Annotated in this window: 17 protein-coding genes; 6 read left to right on the top strand and 11 right to left on the bottom strand. The window is 62.8% G+C overall.

The features are described from left to right. Together AYR66_RS04165 and AYR66_RS04160 are read left to right on the top strand one after the other, a co-directional pair. A partial coding sequence (locus AYR66_RS04165; protein ID WP_206047047.1) for a sensor domain-containing diguanylate cyclase occupies positions 1-976 on the top strand: 976 nt, incomplete at its 5' end. Positions 977-1,021: 45 nt separating this feature from the next. After that, positions 1,022-1,384 (top strand): DUF1304 domain-containing protein, encoded by a 363-nt coding sequence (locus tag AYR66_RS04160; RefSeq protein WP_088706486.1) that lies wholly within the window; start codon positions 1,022-1,024, stop codon positions 1,382-1,384. A 69-nt stretch (positions 1,385-1,453) separates the two neighbouring features. On the opposite strand, the gene AYR66_RS04155 is transcribed toward AYR66_RS04160, so the two are convergent. The 6 genes from AYR66_RS04155 to AYR66_RS04130 form a co-directional block, all read right to left on the bottom strand. Further along, positions 1,454-2,305 carry an alpha/beta fold hydrolase gene (locus AYR66_RS04155; RefSeq protein ID WP_420093124.1) on the bottom strand — a complete coding sequence of 284 codons (852 nt, stop codon included), beginning with the start codon at positions 2,303-2,305 and terminating at the stop codon, positions 1,454-1,456. Next, positions 2,293-3,354: a branched-chain amino acid ABC transporter permease gene (locus AYR66_RS04150; protein WP_088706484.1), complete on the bottom strand. Its 1,062-nt coding sequence runs from the start codon at positions 3,352-3,354 to the stop codon at positions 2,293-2,295. Before AYR66_RS04150 ends, AYR66_RS04155 begins: the two co-directional genes overlap by 13 nt. Beyond that, positions 3,351-4,379 carry a branched-chain amino acid ABC transporter permease gene (locus tag AYR66_RS04145; RefSeq protein ID WP_088706483.1) on the bottom strand — a complete coding sequence of 343 codons (1,029 nt, stop codon included), beginning with the start codon at positions 4,377-4,379 and terminating at the stop codon, positions 3,351-3,353. The genes AYR66_RS04150 and AYR66_RS04145 overlap by 4 nt, the downstream gene beginning before the upstream one ends. 117 nt (positions 4,380-4,496) lie before the next feature. Further along, on the bottom strand, positions 4,497-5,234 hold the full coding sequence (locus tag AYR66_RS04140; RefSeq protein WP_088706482.1) for an ABC transporter ATP-binding protein: 738 nt from the start codon (positions 5,232-5,234) through the stop codon (positions 4,497-4,499). Next, positions 5,231-6,019, bottom strand: coding sequence for an ABC transporter ATP-binding protein (locus AYR66_RS04135; RefSeq protein ID WP_234814740.1), 789 nt, complete (start codon positions 6,017-6,019; stop codon positions 5,231-5,233). The genes AYR66_RS04140 and AYR66_RS04135 overlap by 4 nt, the downstream gene beginning before the upstream one ends. Before the next feature lie 77 nt (positions 6,020-6,096). Then, positions 6,097-7,272, bottom strand: a complete 1,176-nt coding sequence (locus tag AYR66_RS04130; RefSeq protein ID WP_088706481.1) for a substrate-binding domain-containing protein — start codon at positions 7,270-7,272, stop codon at positions 6,097-6,099. Positions 7,273-7,574: 302 nt separating this feature from the next. On the opposite strand from AYR66_RS04130, the gene AYR66_RS04125 reads away from it, so the two are divergent. The 3 genes from AYR66_RS04125 to AYR66_RS28720 are packed head-to-tail and all read left to right on the top strand — an operon-like array spanning position 7,575 to position 9,730. After that, positions 7,575-9,038 (top strand): DNA-3-methyladenine glycosylase 2, encoded by a 1,464-nt coding sequence (locus AYR66_RS04125; protein ID WP_088706480.1) that lies wholly within the window; start codon positions 7,575-7,577, stop codon positions 9,036-9,038. A gap of 1 nt (position 9,039) precedes the next feature. Then, positions 9,040-9,513 (top strand): methylated-DNA--[protein]-cysteine S-methyltransferase, encoded by a 474-nt coding sequence (locus AYR66_RS04120; protein WP_088706479.1) that lies wholly within the window; start codon positions 9,040-9,042, stop codon positions 9,511-9,513. A gap of 40 nt (positions 9,514-9,553) precedes the next feature. Next, positions 9,554-9,730 carry a hypothetical protein gene (locus tag AYR66_RS28720; RefSeq protein ID WP_170942056.1) on the top strand — a complete coding sequence of 59 codons (177 nt, stop codon included), beginning with the start codon at positions 9,554-9,556 and terminating at the stop codon, positions 9,728-9,730. A 387-nt stretch (positions 9,731-10,117) separates the two neighbouring features. Here AYR66_RS28720 and AYR66_RS04110 read toward each other — a convergent pair whose 3' ends face one another. Beyond that, the gene (locus tag AYR66_RS04110; protein WP_088706477.1) at positions 10,118-10,339 is read right to left on the bottom strand and encodes a glycine zipper 2TM domain-containing protein; all 222 of its coding nucleotides are present in this window, start codon (positions 10,337-10,339) and stop codon (positions 10,118-10,120) included. A gap of 119 nt (positions 10,340-10,458) precedes the next feature. Between AYR66_RS04110 and AYR66_RS04105 the strand changes: the two genes are divergently transcribed. Continuing rightward, complete coding sequence (locus AYR66_RS04105; protein ID WP_170942055.1) at positions 10,459-11,337, top strand: NAD(P)-dependent oxidoreductase; 879 nt, start codon at positions 10,459-10,461, stop codon at positions 11,335-11,337. 101 nt (positions 11,338-11,438) lie between these two features. Here AYR66_RS04105 and AYR66_RS04100 read toward each other — a convergent pair whose 3' ends face one another. The 4 genes from AYR66_RS04100 to AYR66_RS29850 all read right to left on the bottom strand — a co-directional run bounded on the left by AYR66_RS04100 (position 11,439) and on the right by AYR66_RS29850 (position 15,470). Further along, positions 11,439-11,783 carry a DUF4870 domain-containing protein gene (locus AYR66_RS04100; RefSeq protein WP_088706475.1) on the bottom strand — a complete coding sequence of 115 codons (345 nt, stop codon included), beginning with the start codon at positions 11,781-11,783 and terminating at the stop codon, positions 11,439-11,441. Positions 11,784-11,806: 23 nt separating this feature from the next. Beyond that, a complete protein-coding gene (locus tag AYR66_RS04095) occupies positions 11,807-14,443 on the bottom strand; it encodes a DNA topoisomerase III (protein WP_088706474.1) in 2,637 nt (878 codons plus the stop codon). Between the two features lie 251 nt (positions 14,444-14,694). Further along, a complete protein-coding gene (locus AYR66_RS04090) occupies positions 14,695-15,171 on the bottom strand; it encodes a Smg family protein (protein ID WP_088706473.1) in 477 nt (158 codons plus the stop codon). Between the two features lie 197 nt (positions 15,172-15,368). After that, positions 15,369-15,470 (bottom strand): DprA-like winged helix domain-containing protein, encoded by a 102-nt coding sequence (locus tag AYR66_RS29850; protein WP_234815008.1) that lies wholly within the window; start codon positions 15,468-15,470, stop codon positions 15,369-15,371. Between the last annotated feature and the right edge of the window lie 59 nt (positions 15,471-15,529).

Below are 15,529 nucleotides of genomic sequence, written 5' to 3'. Positions count from 1 at the left end.
CCTGCCGGTCTACAAGGACGAGATGCCCTACGAGATGATGGGCGCAACGCCGGCGCAGCGGCGGGAACTGAAGGGCTGGGTGTATGCGCCCTTTCGCATGGGCGATTTCATGCGCGGGCTGTTCGACAATATCGGCATCGACATCGATATCGAGATCTACGACAACGGCAGCCTGGACGAGGAGACGCGCATGTTCGATGCGCGCACGGATGTACAGGCGCTGTCCCCGAGTTTCCGCTACCGTGACGTGACCCGCATCGAAATGGCCAACCACGCATGGAGTGTCGCCATCGCCGCGCTGCCGGTGTTCGTGTACAGGATAGAGTCTGGCCGCACGCAGCTCATCCTGCAGGCCGGCGTCAGCATCAGCCTGCTGCTGGCCCTGCTGGTATGGATCTTCCTCGACGACCGGGCACGCGCCCTGCACGCGGCCAACCAGGCGATGCAGCTCGCGCTGTACGACCCGCTGACCGGCCTGCCCAACCGCAAGCTGCTGGATGAGCGCCTGCAGCTCGCGCTCGCCACCGCCAAGCGGCACGGCGGATGCGTGGCCCTGCTCTTCATCGACCTCGACAAGTTCAAGCCGGTCAACGACAACTACGGCCACAGCTACGGCGACCTGCTGCTGAAGGAAGTCGCCCAGCGCCTGCGCGGCAGCGTACGCGAGTCGGATACGGCGTCAAGGCTGGGCGGAGATGAATTCGTCGCCCTGCTGCCGGAAGTGGAAGGCGAGGCCGACGTCGCGGTGGTGGCGGACAAGGTGCTGCAGCGGCTGAACATGCCTTACCGCATTTCCGGCCACACCTTCAATATTTCGGCCAGCATCGGCGCGGCCATTTATCCGCGCGATGGTACCGACGCCAAGTCGCTCACGCGCAGCGCCGACCTCGCCATGTACGACGCCAAGAACAGCGGCCGCGCCAACGTCAAGTTCGCGAAAAGCCGGCTGGCAGGCGCCGGCCTGCAGGAGGCGTGAACGGCGGTGTATGCTTCCCCTGCCAGAATAAAAAAGGGAGGGACCATGCTGTTCATTGCCAACATCCTGATCGGCGTTGTGCTGCTGATCCACGTCTACATCGTCCTGCTGGAAACCGTGATGTTCCGCACGCGCGGGCGCAAGGTGTTCGGGCTGGACAAGGACAAGGTCGAGATGATGGCGCCGGCCATGTCCAACCAGGGCTGCTACAACGGCTTCCTCGCCGCCGCGCTCGCGGTGGCCCTGCTGCATCCCGATGCGGCAATCGCCAACGCGTTCGCGGTGTTTGGTCTGGCATGCGTGGCGGTCGCGGGTATCTGGGGCGCCGTCACCGTGCAGAAGCGCATCCTGTTCGTGCAGACGGTGCCGGCGCTGCTCGCACTGGCGGCGCACATGCTGGCGCACTAGATCGTAGGGTGCGCCCTGCGCACCATGGCCGTAGCAAGGGCATCGGTACGCCCGGCGCACCCTACTTCTTTACTCACCTGCCAGGAATTCGCGCACCAGTTCGATCTGATCCGGCACATTCAGCGCCGGCGCATGCCCGCAGCCGGGAATGACCGCCAGCTCGGCGCACGGTCCGCGCTGCGTCATTTCTTCCGCCGTCTCCTGCAGCAGCAGGTCCGACTCTTCGCCGCGCAGCACCAGCGCCGGCATGTCGAGCGCGTCGTACTCTTCCCACAGGTCGTAATCATCCGGATACACGATGAACTGGCGCACCATGGCCGGGTCGTAGTGCGGCGTGACTTTCCCGTTCGGCATGCGGCGCGTCGAGGTCTCGGCCATGCGGCGCCACTGCGCATCGCTTTGCCAGGCGTAAGGCTTGTAGGCGGTGCGGAAGAAATTCTCCAGTTCCGTCACCGTATCGAATTGCGGCGGATTGCCGGCGTAAGCCTTGATGCGCTCGATGGCCGCACTGGCGAGAGACGGCCCGTTGTCGTTCAGCACGAGATGGCTGATGCGCCCCTTCAGCGTGGTCGCGCCGGCCACCGTGCCGATCGCCGCGCCCATCGAGGTGCCGACCCAGCGCACCTGTTCGAAGCCGAGCTGGTCGACCAGGGAGGCCGCCAGCTTAGCGTAGAACGCGAGGCAGTATTCCTTGTCCGGGTCCGGGCTCCACTGCGACAGCCCGCGCCCGATGGTATCCGGGCAGATGATGCGCCAAGTGTCCGACAGCGCCGCCGCGATGTCGTCGAAATCGCGCCCGGTGCGCGCCAGCCCGTGCCACATGATGAGCGGCGGCGCGTCCTTGCGCCCCCACTCGACGTAATGGATTTCGCGCTCGCAGCAGCGCAGGTAATGCGAAGTTGGCGTCATCATTGCCTCCAGGTGCGCAGTTTGCCGACGATACCCGTCGGGAAGAAATACACGGACAGGATGAACAGGATCCCCAGCCACAGCAGCCAGCGATCAGGTGACAATAGCGCAGGCAGCAGCGGCAGGCCTTGCGCGGTGCCGGATGCGATGCGCATCAGGTCCTGCAGGTAATTCTGCGCCAGCAGGAAGATGGCCGAGCCGCAGATCGCGCCATACATCGTCCCCATGCCGCCGATTACCACGATCAGCAGGATGTCCACCATGATCTCGAAAGACAGCGAGGTGTCCGGCCCGTTGTAGCGCAGCCAGATCGCCAGCATGCAGCCGGCGAGCGTGGCGAACACCGCGGCCAGCACATTCGACAGGGTGCGGAACACCACGATCCGGTAACCGATTGCCTCGGCGCGGAAATCGTTTTCGCGGATCGCCTGCAGCACGCGGCCGAAGGGCGAGTTCACGATGCGCAGCATCGCCAGGAACAGCAGCACCGTGGTGAAGAACAGGATGTAGTACGTGATGAACTTGCCGTCCAGCCACGCACCCAGCACCTGTTCCTCGGCCAGCTGGAAGGCCGGCGACAGCATTTCCGGCAGCTTGAAGTTCAGGCCGTCCTCGCCGCCGGTGAACTGCGACAGTTGCGACGCCAGCGTCTGGAATGCCGACGCGACCGCCAGCGTAATCATCGCGTAAAAGATCGCGCGCACCCGTAGCGAGAACAGGCCGATGATCAGAGACAGCAGCAGCGACAACGCGACCGCGCACAATCCACCGACCAGCAGGCTGCCCCAGCCCGGTCCCATGCGCGTGCTGGCAATCGCGATGCCGTAGGCGCCGATGCCGAAGAACATCGTATGTGCGAAGGATACGATGCCGGTATAGCCGAGCAGCAGGTCGTAGCTGGCGACGAGCACGATGAAGATCAGGATCTTCGCCGCCACGTTGAGCGCCTTCGCGCCGGGGAAGAGAAAGGGCGCGAACGCCAGCCCGGCCAGGATGACAAGCAGCACCGCCGTCAGCAGCCGGTTGCGCGGCAGGTCGTGGGAAAGGAGTTGACGGATCATCGGTTGGTGACCTGGTAAAGACCTTGCGGGCGCCACAGCAGGATGGCGACCATCAGCAGGATGTTGGAGAACAGCGCCACCTTTGGCGCGAGGAAGCCGGTGTAATTCGCCAGCAGGCCGACCAGCAATGCGCCGAGAAAGCAGCCGCCGGTGGAGCCGAGCCCGCCGATGATGATGACGATGAAGATCAGCACGTTCACATGCGCGCCCATCTGCGGAATCACGCTCTGCTGGTACAGCCCCCACATCACACCGCCCAGCCCCGCCAGCGCGGAACCGGCGACGAACACGCCAACGAACAGCCGCCTGATGCGATAGCCAAGGCTCTCCACCATTTCGCGGTCCTGTACACCGGCGCGAATCAGCAGGCCGAGCTTGGTGCGGTTGAGCACGATCATCATCGCGGTGAACACGGCGAGTCCGACCACCACCGCAAACAGGCGGTACTTCTCGATCGCCGAATCGCCGAACAGGATCGCGCCACGCAGCGAGGCCGGCAGGTTTAGCGCAATCTGCTGCGGTCCCCAGAACACCTTGATCAGTTCTTCGCCCACCACCATGCCGCCCATCGTGATCAGGATCTGCTTCAGGTGCTGCCCGTACACGCGGCGCACGATCACGCGTTCAAAAAACAGCCCGATGGCACCCGCCGTCACCATCGCGCCCAGCATCGCCACCCCGATCGCGGCGAGGTTCAGCAGCAGGTTGCCGGAACCCATCCATCCGGGCATGGTGCCGAGCACTGTCACCGCCATGAATGCGCCGAGTGCGATGAACACACCGTGGCCGAAGTTGAGCACATCCATCAGGCCGAAGATCAGCGTCAGGCCCGAGGCGATGATGAAGATGATCATGCCCATTGCGAGGCCGGCGGCGGTGAGCGTGATCCAGGTCGAGGACGAGCCGATCAGCGGCAGCGCGGCGAAGGCGAGCGCGGGGACGAGGGCGAGCGGGGCCCAGTCGATTTGGGTGTAAAGCCGCGGGTTTGGGCTTGCGGCGGCGGGTAACGTCGTTGCTTGTTCCATGCGAATGTTCTCTCCCGCTTTTAGTCCATCCAGATAAAGAAGTAGGGTGCGCCCCGCGCACCAACGCGGTAGCAAGGGCACCGGTGCGCGAGGCGCACCCTACGGACGAACTACTAGTCAATGATGTGCAGCCAGCGACAACCCCAACAGCTTCGTCTGCAACCCCTCATCCTCCGCCAGTTCCCGCATCGCCCCGCGATGCACGATCCGTCCATCATCCATCACCGCCACCGTGTCCCCGAGCTGCTTCGCGAAATTGAAGTTCTGCTCCACCAGCAGGATTGTGGTGTCGGTTTGCTTCAATTCACGGAACGCCGAAATCATGTTGGCGATGATCGCGGGCGCCAGTCCCTTGCTCGGCTCGTCGATTAGCAGCAGCTTGCGCGGCTCGACGATCGCACGCGAGACGGCCAGCATCTGCTTCTGTCCGCCCGACAGCTTGCCGGCCGGATGCAGCCAGAATTTCTTCATCGCCGGGAACAATCCGAAAATCCACTCCAGCCGCTTCTCGTCCAACTGCTCGATGCGACCGGCGCTGCGCGCGGCGAGCAGCATGTTTTCCTTCACCGTCAGGTCGCCGAAGATGCCCATGTTCTCCGGCACATAGGCAATGCCCGCCTGTGCGATGTCCGGCGTGCTGCGCTTCGTGATGTCCTGTCCGTCGAAACTGATGCGGCCCTGCGACGCCTGCCACAGGCCCATGATGGTGCGCAGCGTCGTCGTCTTTCCCGCGCCGTTGCGGCCGAGCAGCATGGTGAGCTGGCCGCGCGGCACTTCAAGATCGACGCCATGCAGGATGTGGTACGCGCCGATATGCGTATGCACGCCTTCGAGTTTCAGCAACGCCTCGCTCATGCCGCTGCCTCCTCGACGGGCGCCGTGCCCAGGTAAGCCTGCTGCACGATGGGCGAGGCGATTACGGTCTCCGGGTCGCCATCGGCCATCAGCGTGCCGTTGTGCAGGACGATGATGCGGTCCGCCAGTTCGCGCACGACATCCATCTTGTGCTCAACCAGCAGGATGGTCTTGTGGGTTTGCTTCTTCAGCCCGCGGATGAGGTCGAGGATGACCGGGACTTCATCCACGCTCATACCCGCCGTCGGCTCGTCGAACATGAAGATGTCCGGATCGAGCGCCATCAGCAGGCCGACTTCCAGTTTGCGCTGGTCGCCGTGGGGCAGGGCGGCAGCGTGCGCGTCGCGTTTCGCTGCCAATGCAACGTCTTCCAGCACCTGCTCCGCGCGTTCGATCAGCGCCTTGTGCCGGTTCCAGACATTCCACAAGTCCAGCCCGAGGTGGGCGCGCGACTGCAAGGCGAGGCGCACGTTTTCCATCACGCTGAGGTTGGGGAACAGGCTGGTGAGCTGGAACGCACGGCCAAGGCCGGCATGCGTGCGTGCGGAGGCAGGCATCGACGTAATGTCGCTCCCGTTCAGCAGCACCTGTCCGGCACTCGGCTTGAGCTGGCCGGAGATCAGGTTGAAGTAGGTAGTTTTGCCCGCGCCGTTCGGTCCGACGATCGCGGTCAGTGTGCCGGCCTGGAAGGCGCAGGAGACGGCGTTGACAGCGACATGGCCGCCGAAGCGGATAGTGAGGTCGCGGGTTTCGAGCGAGGTTTTTTTCATGGAATGCAGGGACATGCGTCGTCCTTGTAGGCAGCACATCGCATAGCGGCTCCTTCCCCCTTGCTGGGGGAAGGAACCGGTCCGTGCGTCGATCAACGCTTGTTCGTAATCGGCACCTGCATCTCTTCCGGCTTGATCTCCCGCACCAGTTCCGGAATCCCCCATTCCACCTTCGGATCGACCTTGATCTTGAAGTGGTACATCGACTGCATCGCCTGGTGGTCTTCCTTGCGGAAGGTCATCTTGCCCTTCGGCGTGTCGAAGCTCATACCTTCCATCGCGGTGATCAGCGTGTCGGTCTTGGTGTCGCCATTGGTCTTCTTCAGCGCTTCGACGAGGGCCATTGCCGCCGACATGCCGCCCGCGGTGAAGAAGTCCGGCGGCGAGTTGTGGCGCTTCTGGTGTTCGGCGACCAGCCAGTCATTGGCCGGGTTCTTCGGGATGCCGTAGTAGTAATAGGCCGCGCCTTCCATGCCGGGGAAGCTCTTGTAGGTGGCCATCGCGGGCAGGATGTTGCCGCCGCTCGCGACTTCCACGCCGTAGCGCTTCGGGTCGAGGTCGGCCAGCTTGCCGATCGGCGACGGGCCGGCCCAGATCACGAAGATGACCTTGCGGCCCGATTGCCCCTTGAGGGCATCGAACATGCGCTGCGCGCCGGCGGTGAAGTCGGTGGTGTTGCCCGGCAGGTACTCTTCATGCACCAGCTTGGCGTTCTTCAGCGCTTCCTTGAACGCCTTCACGCCGTCTCGGCCGAAGGCGGTGTCCTGCGCCATGGTGGCGATGGAGACGCCGGCCTTGTCCAGCGCCACGGCATTGGAGATCGCATCCTGCGACGAATTGCGGCCGGTGCGGAAGATGTAGCGGTTCCACTTCTCGCCGGTGATCGCATCGGCGACGGCAGGTTCGACCAGCAGGATCTTCTTGTATTCCTCTGCCACCGGCAGCATCGCGAGCGCGACGCCCGAGCTGGTCGGCCCGACGGCGATGTCGACGCGGTCGTCGGCATAGGCTGAGGCAAGCTGCGCCTTGCCCACGTCGGGCTTGCCCTGGCTGTCCTTCTCGATCACCACCAGCTTGTTGCCGTTGACTGCCATGGTGCCCTTGGTGGCGTACTCGAGGCCCATCATGAAGCCGGTGTGCGTCTGTTTCGCATAGGCTTCGAGCGCGCCGGTCTTGTCGTAGACGTGGGCGATCTTGATGTCTTTTGCGTGGAGAGCAGTAGTGCAGCAAAGCGCGGCGAACGCCGCCATCAGGTGGTGTCGAATCATTGTCTCTTCCTCTTGTTGATTGTTCTGGTGCCTGGCGGCATCGGTTTCGGGAACAACGCCCAACAAGCAGGAACGGGACGTCTTGGGCAAAAGGATTTGCCCTGTCACGACACGGATGAAATCAGGCTCCGGCCAGATTACCCGATGGTGTGTTGTCAGGAAAGTAGTAAAACTACGGTGACCGTTGGTTGGGTCGTGTAAAGAAAGCGAAACAAGCGCGTGCTGCAATGCGTCACACTGCGCGTTCTTCAGGTGTCCGAAAACGGCTAGACCGTCCGAGCGCGCGCGCGTATAACGTCCGCATGGACTCCGTATGCCCGACCCTTCCCGCACTCGACCGCGAAAGCTGCTACCGCGCCCTTGCCGCGCGCGACGCCCGTTTCGACGGCGTGTTTTTCACCGGCGTGAAGACGACCGGCATCTACTGCCGCCCCGTGTGTGCGGTGAAGACGCCGCGCGAATCCTCGTGCCTGTTCTTCGGCACCGCTGCCGCGGCGGAAGCGGCGGGTTTCCGTCCCTGTCTGCGCTGCCGCCCGGAACTCGCGCCGTATGCACTGCAGGAAAATCTCGCGCACGCGGTCTGGCAGCGCATTGCGGCGGGCGCGCTGAACGACGGCAACGTCGAGCGCCTGGCTGAAGAGGTCGGCCTTTCGTCGCGCCAGTTGCGCCGTGTGCTGTTGCAGCATTTCGGCGTCACGCCGGTGGAGTTGGCTCAGACGCAGCGCTTGTTATTTGCCAAGAAGCTGTTGCAGGAGACGCACATGCCGATGACGGATGTGGCATATGCTGCGGGCTTCGGCAGTGTGCGGCGCTTCAATGCGCTGTTCTCTGAGCGTTACGGTCTGGCGCCCGGCGACGTGCGGCGCGCACAGGCGAAGGAGGCGGCCACCGGGCGCGATGCCCTCGTGCTGCGCCTCGCCTACCGGCCGCCCTACCAATGGGAACACCTGCTGCGCTACCTGTCGGGCAGGGCCATCGCCGGCGTGGAATTGGTGCAGGACGGCGCCTATGCGCGCTCCGTGCAAATCGGCGACAGCAGTGGGTGGCTGCGCGTCACGCATGCGCAGGCGCGGCAGCAGCTCGAACTGGAAGTCTCCGCCACGCTCGCGGCACACCTGATGCCCTTGATCGCGCGCGTGCGCAGCCAGTTCGACCTCGATGCCAATCCCGCGGTGATCGAGGCGCATCTCGCGCATGATCCTTTGCTCGAAGAACGCATCTCCGCCATGCCCGGACTGCGCGTGCCGGGCGCCTTCGATGCATTCGAGCTGGCGGTGCGCGCAGTGCTCGGGCAACAGGTCAGCGTCGCCGGCGCCACGACCTTGTCGGGACGTCTGGTGCAGCGCTTCGGCACGTCCGCGGACACGCCCTTCTCCGGCGTTACCCACCACTTCCCGCAGGCAGTCACGCTGGCCTATGTCGACGCACAGGCAATCGCTGCCATTGGCCTGCCCGCGACGCGTGCCGAAACCATACGCAACCTTGCACGCTTCGCTGCCGAGGGTGGCATGCAGCTGCGCCCGGGCTTGTCGCTGCACGATGCGGTCGAACGCCTGAAATCCGTGCGCGGCATCGGCGACTGGACCGCGCACTACATCGCACTGCGCGCGCTGCGCTATCCGGATGCCTTCCCCGCGGGCGACCTTGGCTTGCAGAAGGCGGCCGCCGGGGAAGGCGCGCGTCTCACCGAAAAACAACTCGCCGCACGCGCCGCCGCCTGGTCTCCGTGGCGCGGCTATGCGGCACTCGCCTTGTGGATGGCATGACATGATCGACTACACCGAACACCCGAGCCCGATGGGCACGCTGCTGCTGGCTGCAACGGCCGACGGACTGTGCGGCCTCTACTTCGAGGAGCACAAGTATTTCAATGGTCCGCAGGGATGGCGGCGCGACGCGTCCAACCCGCACCTGCGGGAAGCGATTCGGCAGCTGGATGAATACTTTGAGGGCAAGCGCACCGTTTTCGACGTGGCGCTCGATATGCGCGGCACACCGTTCCAGCATGCCGTGTGGGATGCATTGCAGGCGCTGCCCTATGGAGAGACGACGACCTATATGTCGATCGCGCAGCGCGTGGCGAATCCGAAAGCGGTCCGCGCGGCGGGCACGGCGATCGGACGCAATCCTGTCTCGATCATCGTGCCGTGCCACCGGGTGCTCGGCATCTCGGGCGCGCTATCCGGGTATGCGGGCGGCCTGGACCGCAAGCGCTTCCTGCTTGCCCATGAAGGACATTGATGCCGCAGCACGCGGGTGAGGCGATTACTTCGAGGTGGACGTGCTGCCGCTCGTCGGGCTGGAGCTGCCGGGAGTACCCGGAACCGCACCGGACGTCGCGCCCTGGCCAGTCGGGGTCGCCGAGCCGGAGGTGCTGTCGGAGGACGAGCCGGAAGACATGCCGGACGAGCTGCTCGGGCTGGTCGACGAGGACGAGGAGCTGCCTGACGTGCCATAGCTGCCGGAGGCGCCCGAAGACGAGCTCGGCGAGGTCGCTGACGACCCGGACGAAGTGCCCGACATTTTTCCGGTTCCGCAAGCTGCCAGGACGAGAGCACATGCCAGGGGGATAGTCCATTTCAACATAAGAATCTCCTTTATCAAGAACGCTAAGCACGAGAGCCATTCATGCCAAATTGGCATGTAAGCGAGTGTGTAGAATCTTTCAACTAGCGAAAGTTCCGGCGTGCTTTCCGAGGGGCAGCGCGGTATGCGCAGGCGTTCCAGCGCGTTAGGGAGCAGGCGAGTGAGCGGGCAGCCCCGTCATTTATGGGCTTGCGGAGGATGAAGGCGGGAGCGGTACGCGCGACCGGGGCGTCGGCGCGCACCGAGGCGTTACAACTTCTTACTTTTTCTTCTTCGCGACTTCGTTGCCGATGACGCCGCCAACGGCTGCGCCACCAACCGTGCCGAGAGTACTGCCATTTGTCACGGCACTGCCGGCCACACCGCCGAGTACTGCGCCGGTACCGATACCCACTTGCTGCCGGGTCGTCGTTCCGCATGCGGTGATGGTCAGTGCGAGGGAGAATGCACCTGCGATCGAAATGAGTCTGCGTGAAAGCATTTTGTCCTCCGGAAGGTTCGCTTGCGCCGCATGGGCGCTTTGATGCTTGTCACTGTTCGACCATTGCGTTACGGTGCGGGTTCCGAATGGAATTTTCTCGACTGAAACACGGATCGAACATGCATCCACGCACGCAGGCAGGAATCATCGGCATCGGTGCCATGGGAATGGCGATGGCAAGAAATCTGCACGGCAAGGGATTCCACGTGCGGGTGCGCGACATCCGGCCGGAAGCGGAAGCCGAAGCCATCTCGCTCGGCATGACGGCCTGTTCGACGCCTGCCGCACTCGCACAGCAATCCGACCTCGTGATCGTGGTGGTGGTTAATGCGCAGCAGATCGACGAGGTGCTGTTCGGCGACGGCGGCATTGCCACCATTTCAGACGCAGGCAAGTGCGTGATGCTGTGCTCCACGATTGCGCCGGAGGACACGGTCCGCTGTGCAGAGAGACTGGCATCGCACGGCGTGGCAATGATCGATGCGCCGATCTCTGGCGGACCTGCACGCGCGGAAGCCGGCACGATGAGCATGATGATCGCGGCCGAGGACGAACTCCTCGCGCGCTACCGCGATGTGCTCGATGCTCTTAGCGACAAGCAGTTCCATATCAGCGCGACGATAGGCGACGGCGCCAGGACCAAGCTGGTCAACAACCTGCTCGCCGGGATCAACCTCGTCGCCGGGGCAGAAGCGCTCGCGCTCGGCATGAAGATCGGCCTCGATCCGCAACGGCTGTTCGAGGTCATCTGCGCGTCGAGCGGGCATTCATGGATTTTCCAGGACCGCATGGCGCGCGTGCTCAAGGATGACTTCTCGCCGCGCGCATTCGCGCACATCCTCACCAAGGACGTGTCGCTCGCCACCGCGATGGCCGATACGGCGCAATTCGCAACACCGCTCGGGGATGCTGCGCTCGAAATATTTCGCAAGACGGTGGAGAATGGCTGGGCCGATCTCGATGACGGCGCCGTCATCAAGACCTATCTGGGGAACTAAAGAACCGTAGGGTGGGTAGAGCGAAGCGAAACCCACATGCGCTCGAGATATGGTGATTGGTGGGTTTCGCTTCGCTCTACCCACCTTACAACGTTGTTACCTTAGCTGATGAGGCGAATCGACAGGGGATAGCGATACGCCTTGCCCTTGGCCGCGGAGAGCGCGCCGAGCAGGCAGAAGATGAAGTTGGCAAGGAAGACCAGCGGCACCAGCAGGAAACCGATCAGTACGAACTTCAGCACAAAGGCCGCCATCATGGCGATGGCGACCGTGATCTGGAAGTTGAGCGCCTCGCGCGCTTCCTGCGCGGCGAAGCCGTCATCCTCGCGCTTGACCAGCCACAGGATGAGCGCGCCGACGAAGCCGCTGAAGATGCCGAGCAGGTGCGCCAGCATGGCGAGATTGCGTTCATCCCTTGACGGGCTGGTGTCGATGATCTCGTTCATGGACGGCTCCTTGTGTCAGGAGATCAGGCTGCCTTCTTGGCCGCTGCCTTCTTCGCAACCGGTTTCTTCACCGCGGTCTTCGCCGCCGTCTTGGTGGCGGTTTTCGCTGCGGCTTTCTTCGGCGCTTCTTCCTGCGTTTCTTCCTCGGCGGCAGCCTTGCCCTTTGCCGGCACCTTGGCCTTGCGCTCCTCGAACTCGAAGCTCACCTTGCCGTTCTTGTCCTTCACGAGGTAAGCCTTGAACGGGCGGCGCGTGCGCTGCGAGATGAAGCCCGGCAGCAGGTCGGTCTTGCCGTCATTGAGCAGCTTGGCCATCTGTTCCGGCACGATTTCCTGCTGCAGGATGATGCGGCCGCTGCGGAAGTCGCACGCCTTTGGTTTCGCCACGGTCTTTTCGCAGACATAGGCAAGGCCCATTTCGTACACGCCGCTGCCGCACTTCGGGCAGGCGCCGAGTGGCGTCTGGTTGCTGAAGTCGACGCCTTCGCCGTCTTCGCCTTCATCCTGCGCCTGGCCGAAGTCGAACTCCAGCTTGTAGTTGCTGTTCTCCTCGTCGCGCACGATCTTCAGGATCGCGGCGAACGGACGGCCCATCTTTGAGCGGAATCCCTGCAGCGGACCGATCTCGCGCTTCTGCAGCAATTCCTCGACCTCCGCGATCTCGAACTGGCGGCTGCCGGGGATCTTGGTCATCGAGAATTCGCACTTGGTGCAGGCGAAGCGGCGATAGTTTTCCTTCACCACGCCGCCGCAATTCGGGCACGGCGTCTTCAGCGTCGCGTAATCGCCGGGGATGGTGTCGTTGTTGTATTCCTTCGCGCGCTTGACGATGATCTGCGTCATCTGCGCGATCTCGCGCATGAACTCTTCGCGGCTGATCCTGCCGCGCTCCATCTGCGACAGTTTGTATTCCCATTCGCCGGTCAGCTCGGGCAGCGTCAGTTCATCCACGCCGAGGCCGCGCAGCAGCGTCATCAGCTGGAATGCCTTGGCCGTCGGAATCAGTTCGCGGCCTTCGCGAAGCAGGTACTTCTCGTTGAGCAGGCCTTCGATGATCGCTGCGCGCGTCGCCGGAGTGCCGAGGCCCTTGCCGGCCATCGCCTCGCGCAGGTCTTCGTCTTCCACCAGCTTGCCCGCGCCTTCCATCGCGGAAAGCAGCGTCGCTTCCGTGTAGCGCGCGGGCGGCTTGGTGACGAGGCCGTTGGCGTTGACCTTCTCGGTCTTCACCTTTTCACCCTTGGCGACCGGCACCAGCGTACCGGCGTTTTCCTTGTCCTTGTCTTCGTCGTTCGCTGCTTCCTTGCCGTAGATCGCGAGCCAGCCGGCATTGGTCATGACCTTGCCTTCGGTCTTGAAGGTGTGGCCGGACACTTCCGTGTAACGCGTCGTGACCATGTACTCGGCAGCAGGGAAGAACACCGCCATGAAGCGGCGCACCACCATGTCGTAGAGCTTCTGTTCCGGCTCGGACAGGTTCTTCGGCGCCTGCGTCGTCGGGATGATCGCGAAGTGGTCGCTGATCTTCGTGTTGTCGAAGATGCGCTTGTTCGGCTTCACCCAGTTCTTGTCGATGATCTGCTTCGCGTACTGGTGATAGTTGTGGTTCTCGGCGACGACATCGAGCGTCTGACGGACCGTCTGCAGGTAGTCTTCCGGCAGGTGGCGCGAATCGGTACGCGGGTAGGTCAGCACCTTGTGCTTTTCATAGAGCGCCTGCGCCAGTGCCAATGTGTTCTTGGCGGAAAAACCGAAGCGCGAGTTGGCTTCGCGCTGCAGGCTGGTCAGGTCGAACAGCGCGGGCGACAGCTGCGTGGCCGGCTTCGCTTCCTCGGTGACCGTACCCTGTTTGCCGCGGCAGGCCGCGACGATGGATTCGGCGGCAGCCTTGCTCCACAGGCGCTCGGCCTTCTTTTCCGGATCGGTTTCGTCCTTCTTGAATTTCGTGTCCAGCCAGCGGCCTTCATAGATGCCGGCGGCGCACACGAACTCGGCGCGCACTTCCCAGTAATCGCGCGGGATGAAATTCTTGATCTTCTCTTCACGCTCGACCACGATCGATAGCGTCGGCGTCTGCACGCGGCCCACGGTCGTGAGGTAGAAGCCGCCGTCCTTCGAGTTGAAGGCGGTCATTGCGCGCGTGCCGTTGATGCCGATCAGCCAGTCCGCTTCACTGCGGCAACGTGCGGCATCGGCAAGCGGCAACATGTCCTTGTCATCGCGCAATTTTGCAAAACCGTCACGGATCGCGCCCGGCGTCATCGACTGCAGCCAGAGACGCTGGATCGGCTGCTTGGCCTTCGCGTACTGCATGATCAGCCGGAAGATCAGCTCACCCTCGCGGCCCGCGTCGCATGCATTGACGACGGCGCCGACATCCTTGCGCTTGAGCAGCTTGGTCAGCACCTTCAGGCGCGACTCCGTCTTCGCGATCGGCGTCACCGCGAAGTGCGGCGGGATCATCGGCAGGTGGGTGAAGGTCCATTTTCCGCGCTTGACGTCATATTCTTCCGGCACGCCGATCTCGACGAGATGGCCGACAGCGGAGGACAGGACGTACTCGTCGGATTCAAAGTACTCATCGTGCTTCGCGAAGCCGCCGAGCGCCTTCGCGATGTCGTTCGCGACAGATGGCTTCTCTGCGATGATGAGGGTCTTAGTCATAGGATTGGTCTCGATGGTGGCGCACTCGCGCGCCTAATATATATAGACAGCAATTCGCGCAGCTTCAATCGTTGCTCGGCTGCAAACCCTACCAATATATCAACGATCCGGGCTTTTAGCGGCCAATGATAAGCGGGTTGCGGCGAAAACCGCAAGCGAGGCGAAAAGGAAATGTCAAGTACCGCCCGGTTTGGCGGAGTGGAAACAAATACGGAAAGCGCGGCCGCAACCGCGCGTCGAGAGAGCCTGCTTCAATGCATCAGGCGTGGTTCGGACTCGTCTTCGGTTGAGAAGAGTTCGTCGAAAATCAGCGCGTCCGGTTCCTTGCCCTGGCTCCACAGGACCATCAGGACGATGACCTTGATCTTGTCCAGCGACACTTGCGATTCGCTCACGGCGAGCGCGCGCTCGATGATGATCTCGCGCTGGATCGGGTCGATGACCTTTGCGGATTCAAGGAATTGCAGGAAACCGACGGCTTCCGTGCCGAGCACATCCATTTCCTGCTGGGCATAAATGCGTATGCCGAAGGAGAAGGCGGTCTGTTGCGGATAACTTTCGGCAAACTCGTTGGTTGCCTCGGCGAGGTCGGTCAGCCAGCCCAGTGCCTTGGAAATCTCTTCTTCCTCGAAACCGACTGCGGACAGCTTCTTGACCAGCGCTTCCGAATCCGGGCAGGCATCGGGGCGGTAGTAGGTTTCGTAGAGATAAACGAGAACGTCAAACATGATTTACTGTAGCGTTAAGGCCGTTTTGCCGGAAGGCGGCGCCGCGACCAGGTTGCAAAAAATGACATTCCCGCGATGCGATTCCTGTTAAAACGCACAGGAAAAAAGGCATGTCATGCCAGCGACAGTACAAGGTTTATCGGGCCTTACGATTACAGCATATCCCAAAAAGGGGAACCGGGACAGCAGATTCCGTTTCAGGATGTTGCGAGACGGCGGACCAATCCGCCCGGGAGCATCTCGATTTGGCCATCCATTTCGAGCGTCAAAAGCTCGGCATTGAGGGCTGCGATGTCCATTTCACAACGGAGTGCAAGGAGGTCCGGCGCGACTGGATCGAAGCCGAGCACGGCAAGAA

Source organism: Noviherbaspirillum denitrificans (assembly GCF_002211445.1).
GTDB lineage: Bacteria > Pseudomonadota > Gammaproteobacteria > Burkholderiales > Burkholderiaceae_D > Noviherbaspirillum > Noviherbaspirillum denitrificans.
The sequence above is the reverse complement of the archived record's forward strand: the minus strand, read 5'-3'. Positions and strand labels throughout refer to the sequence as shown.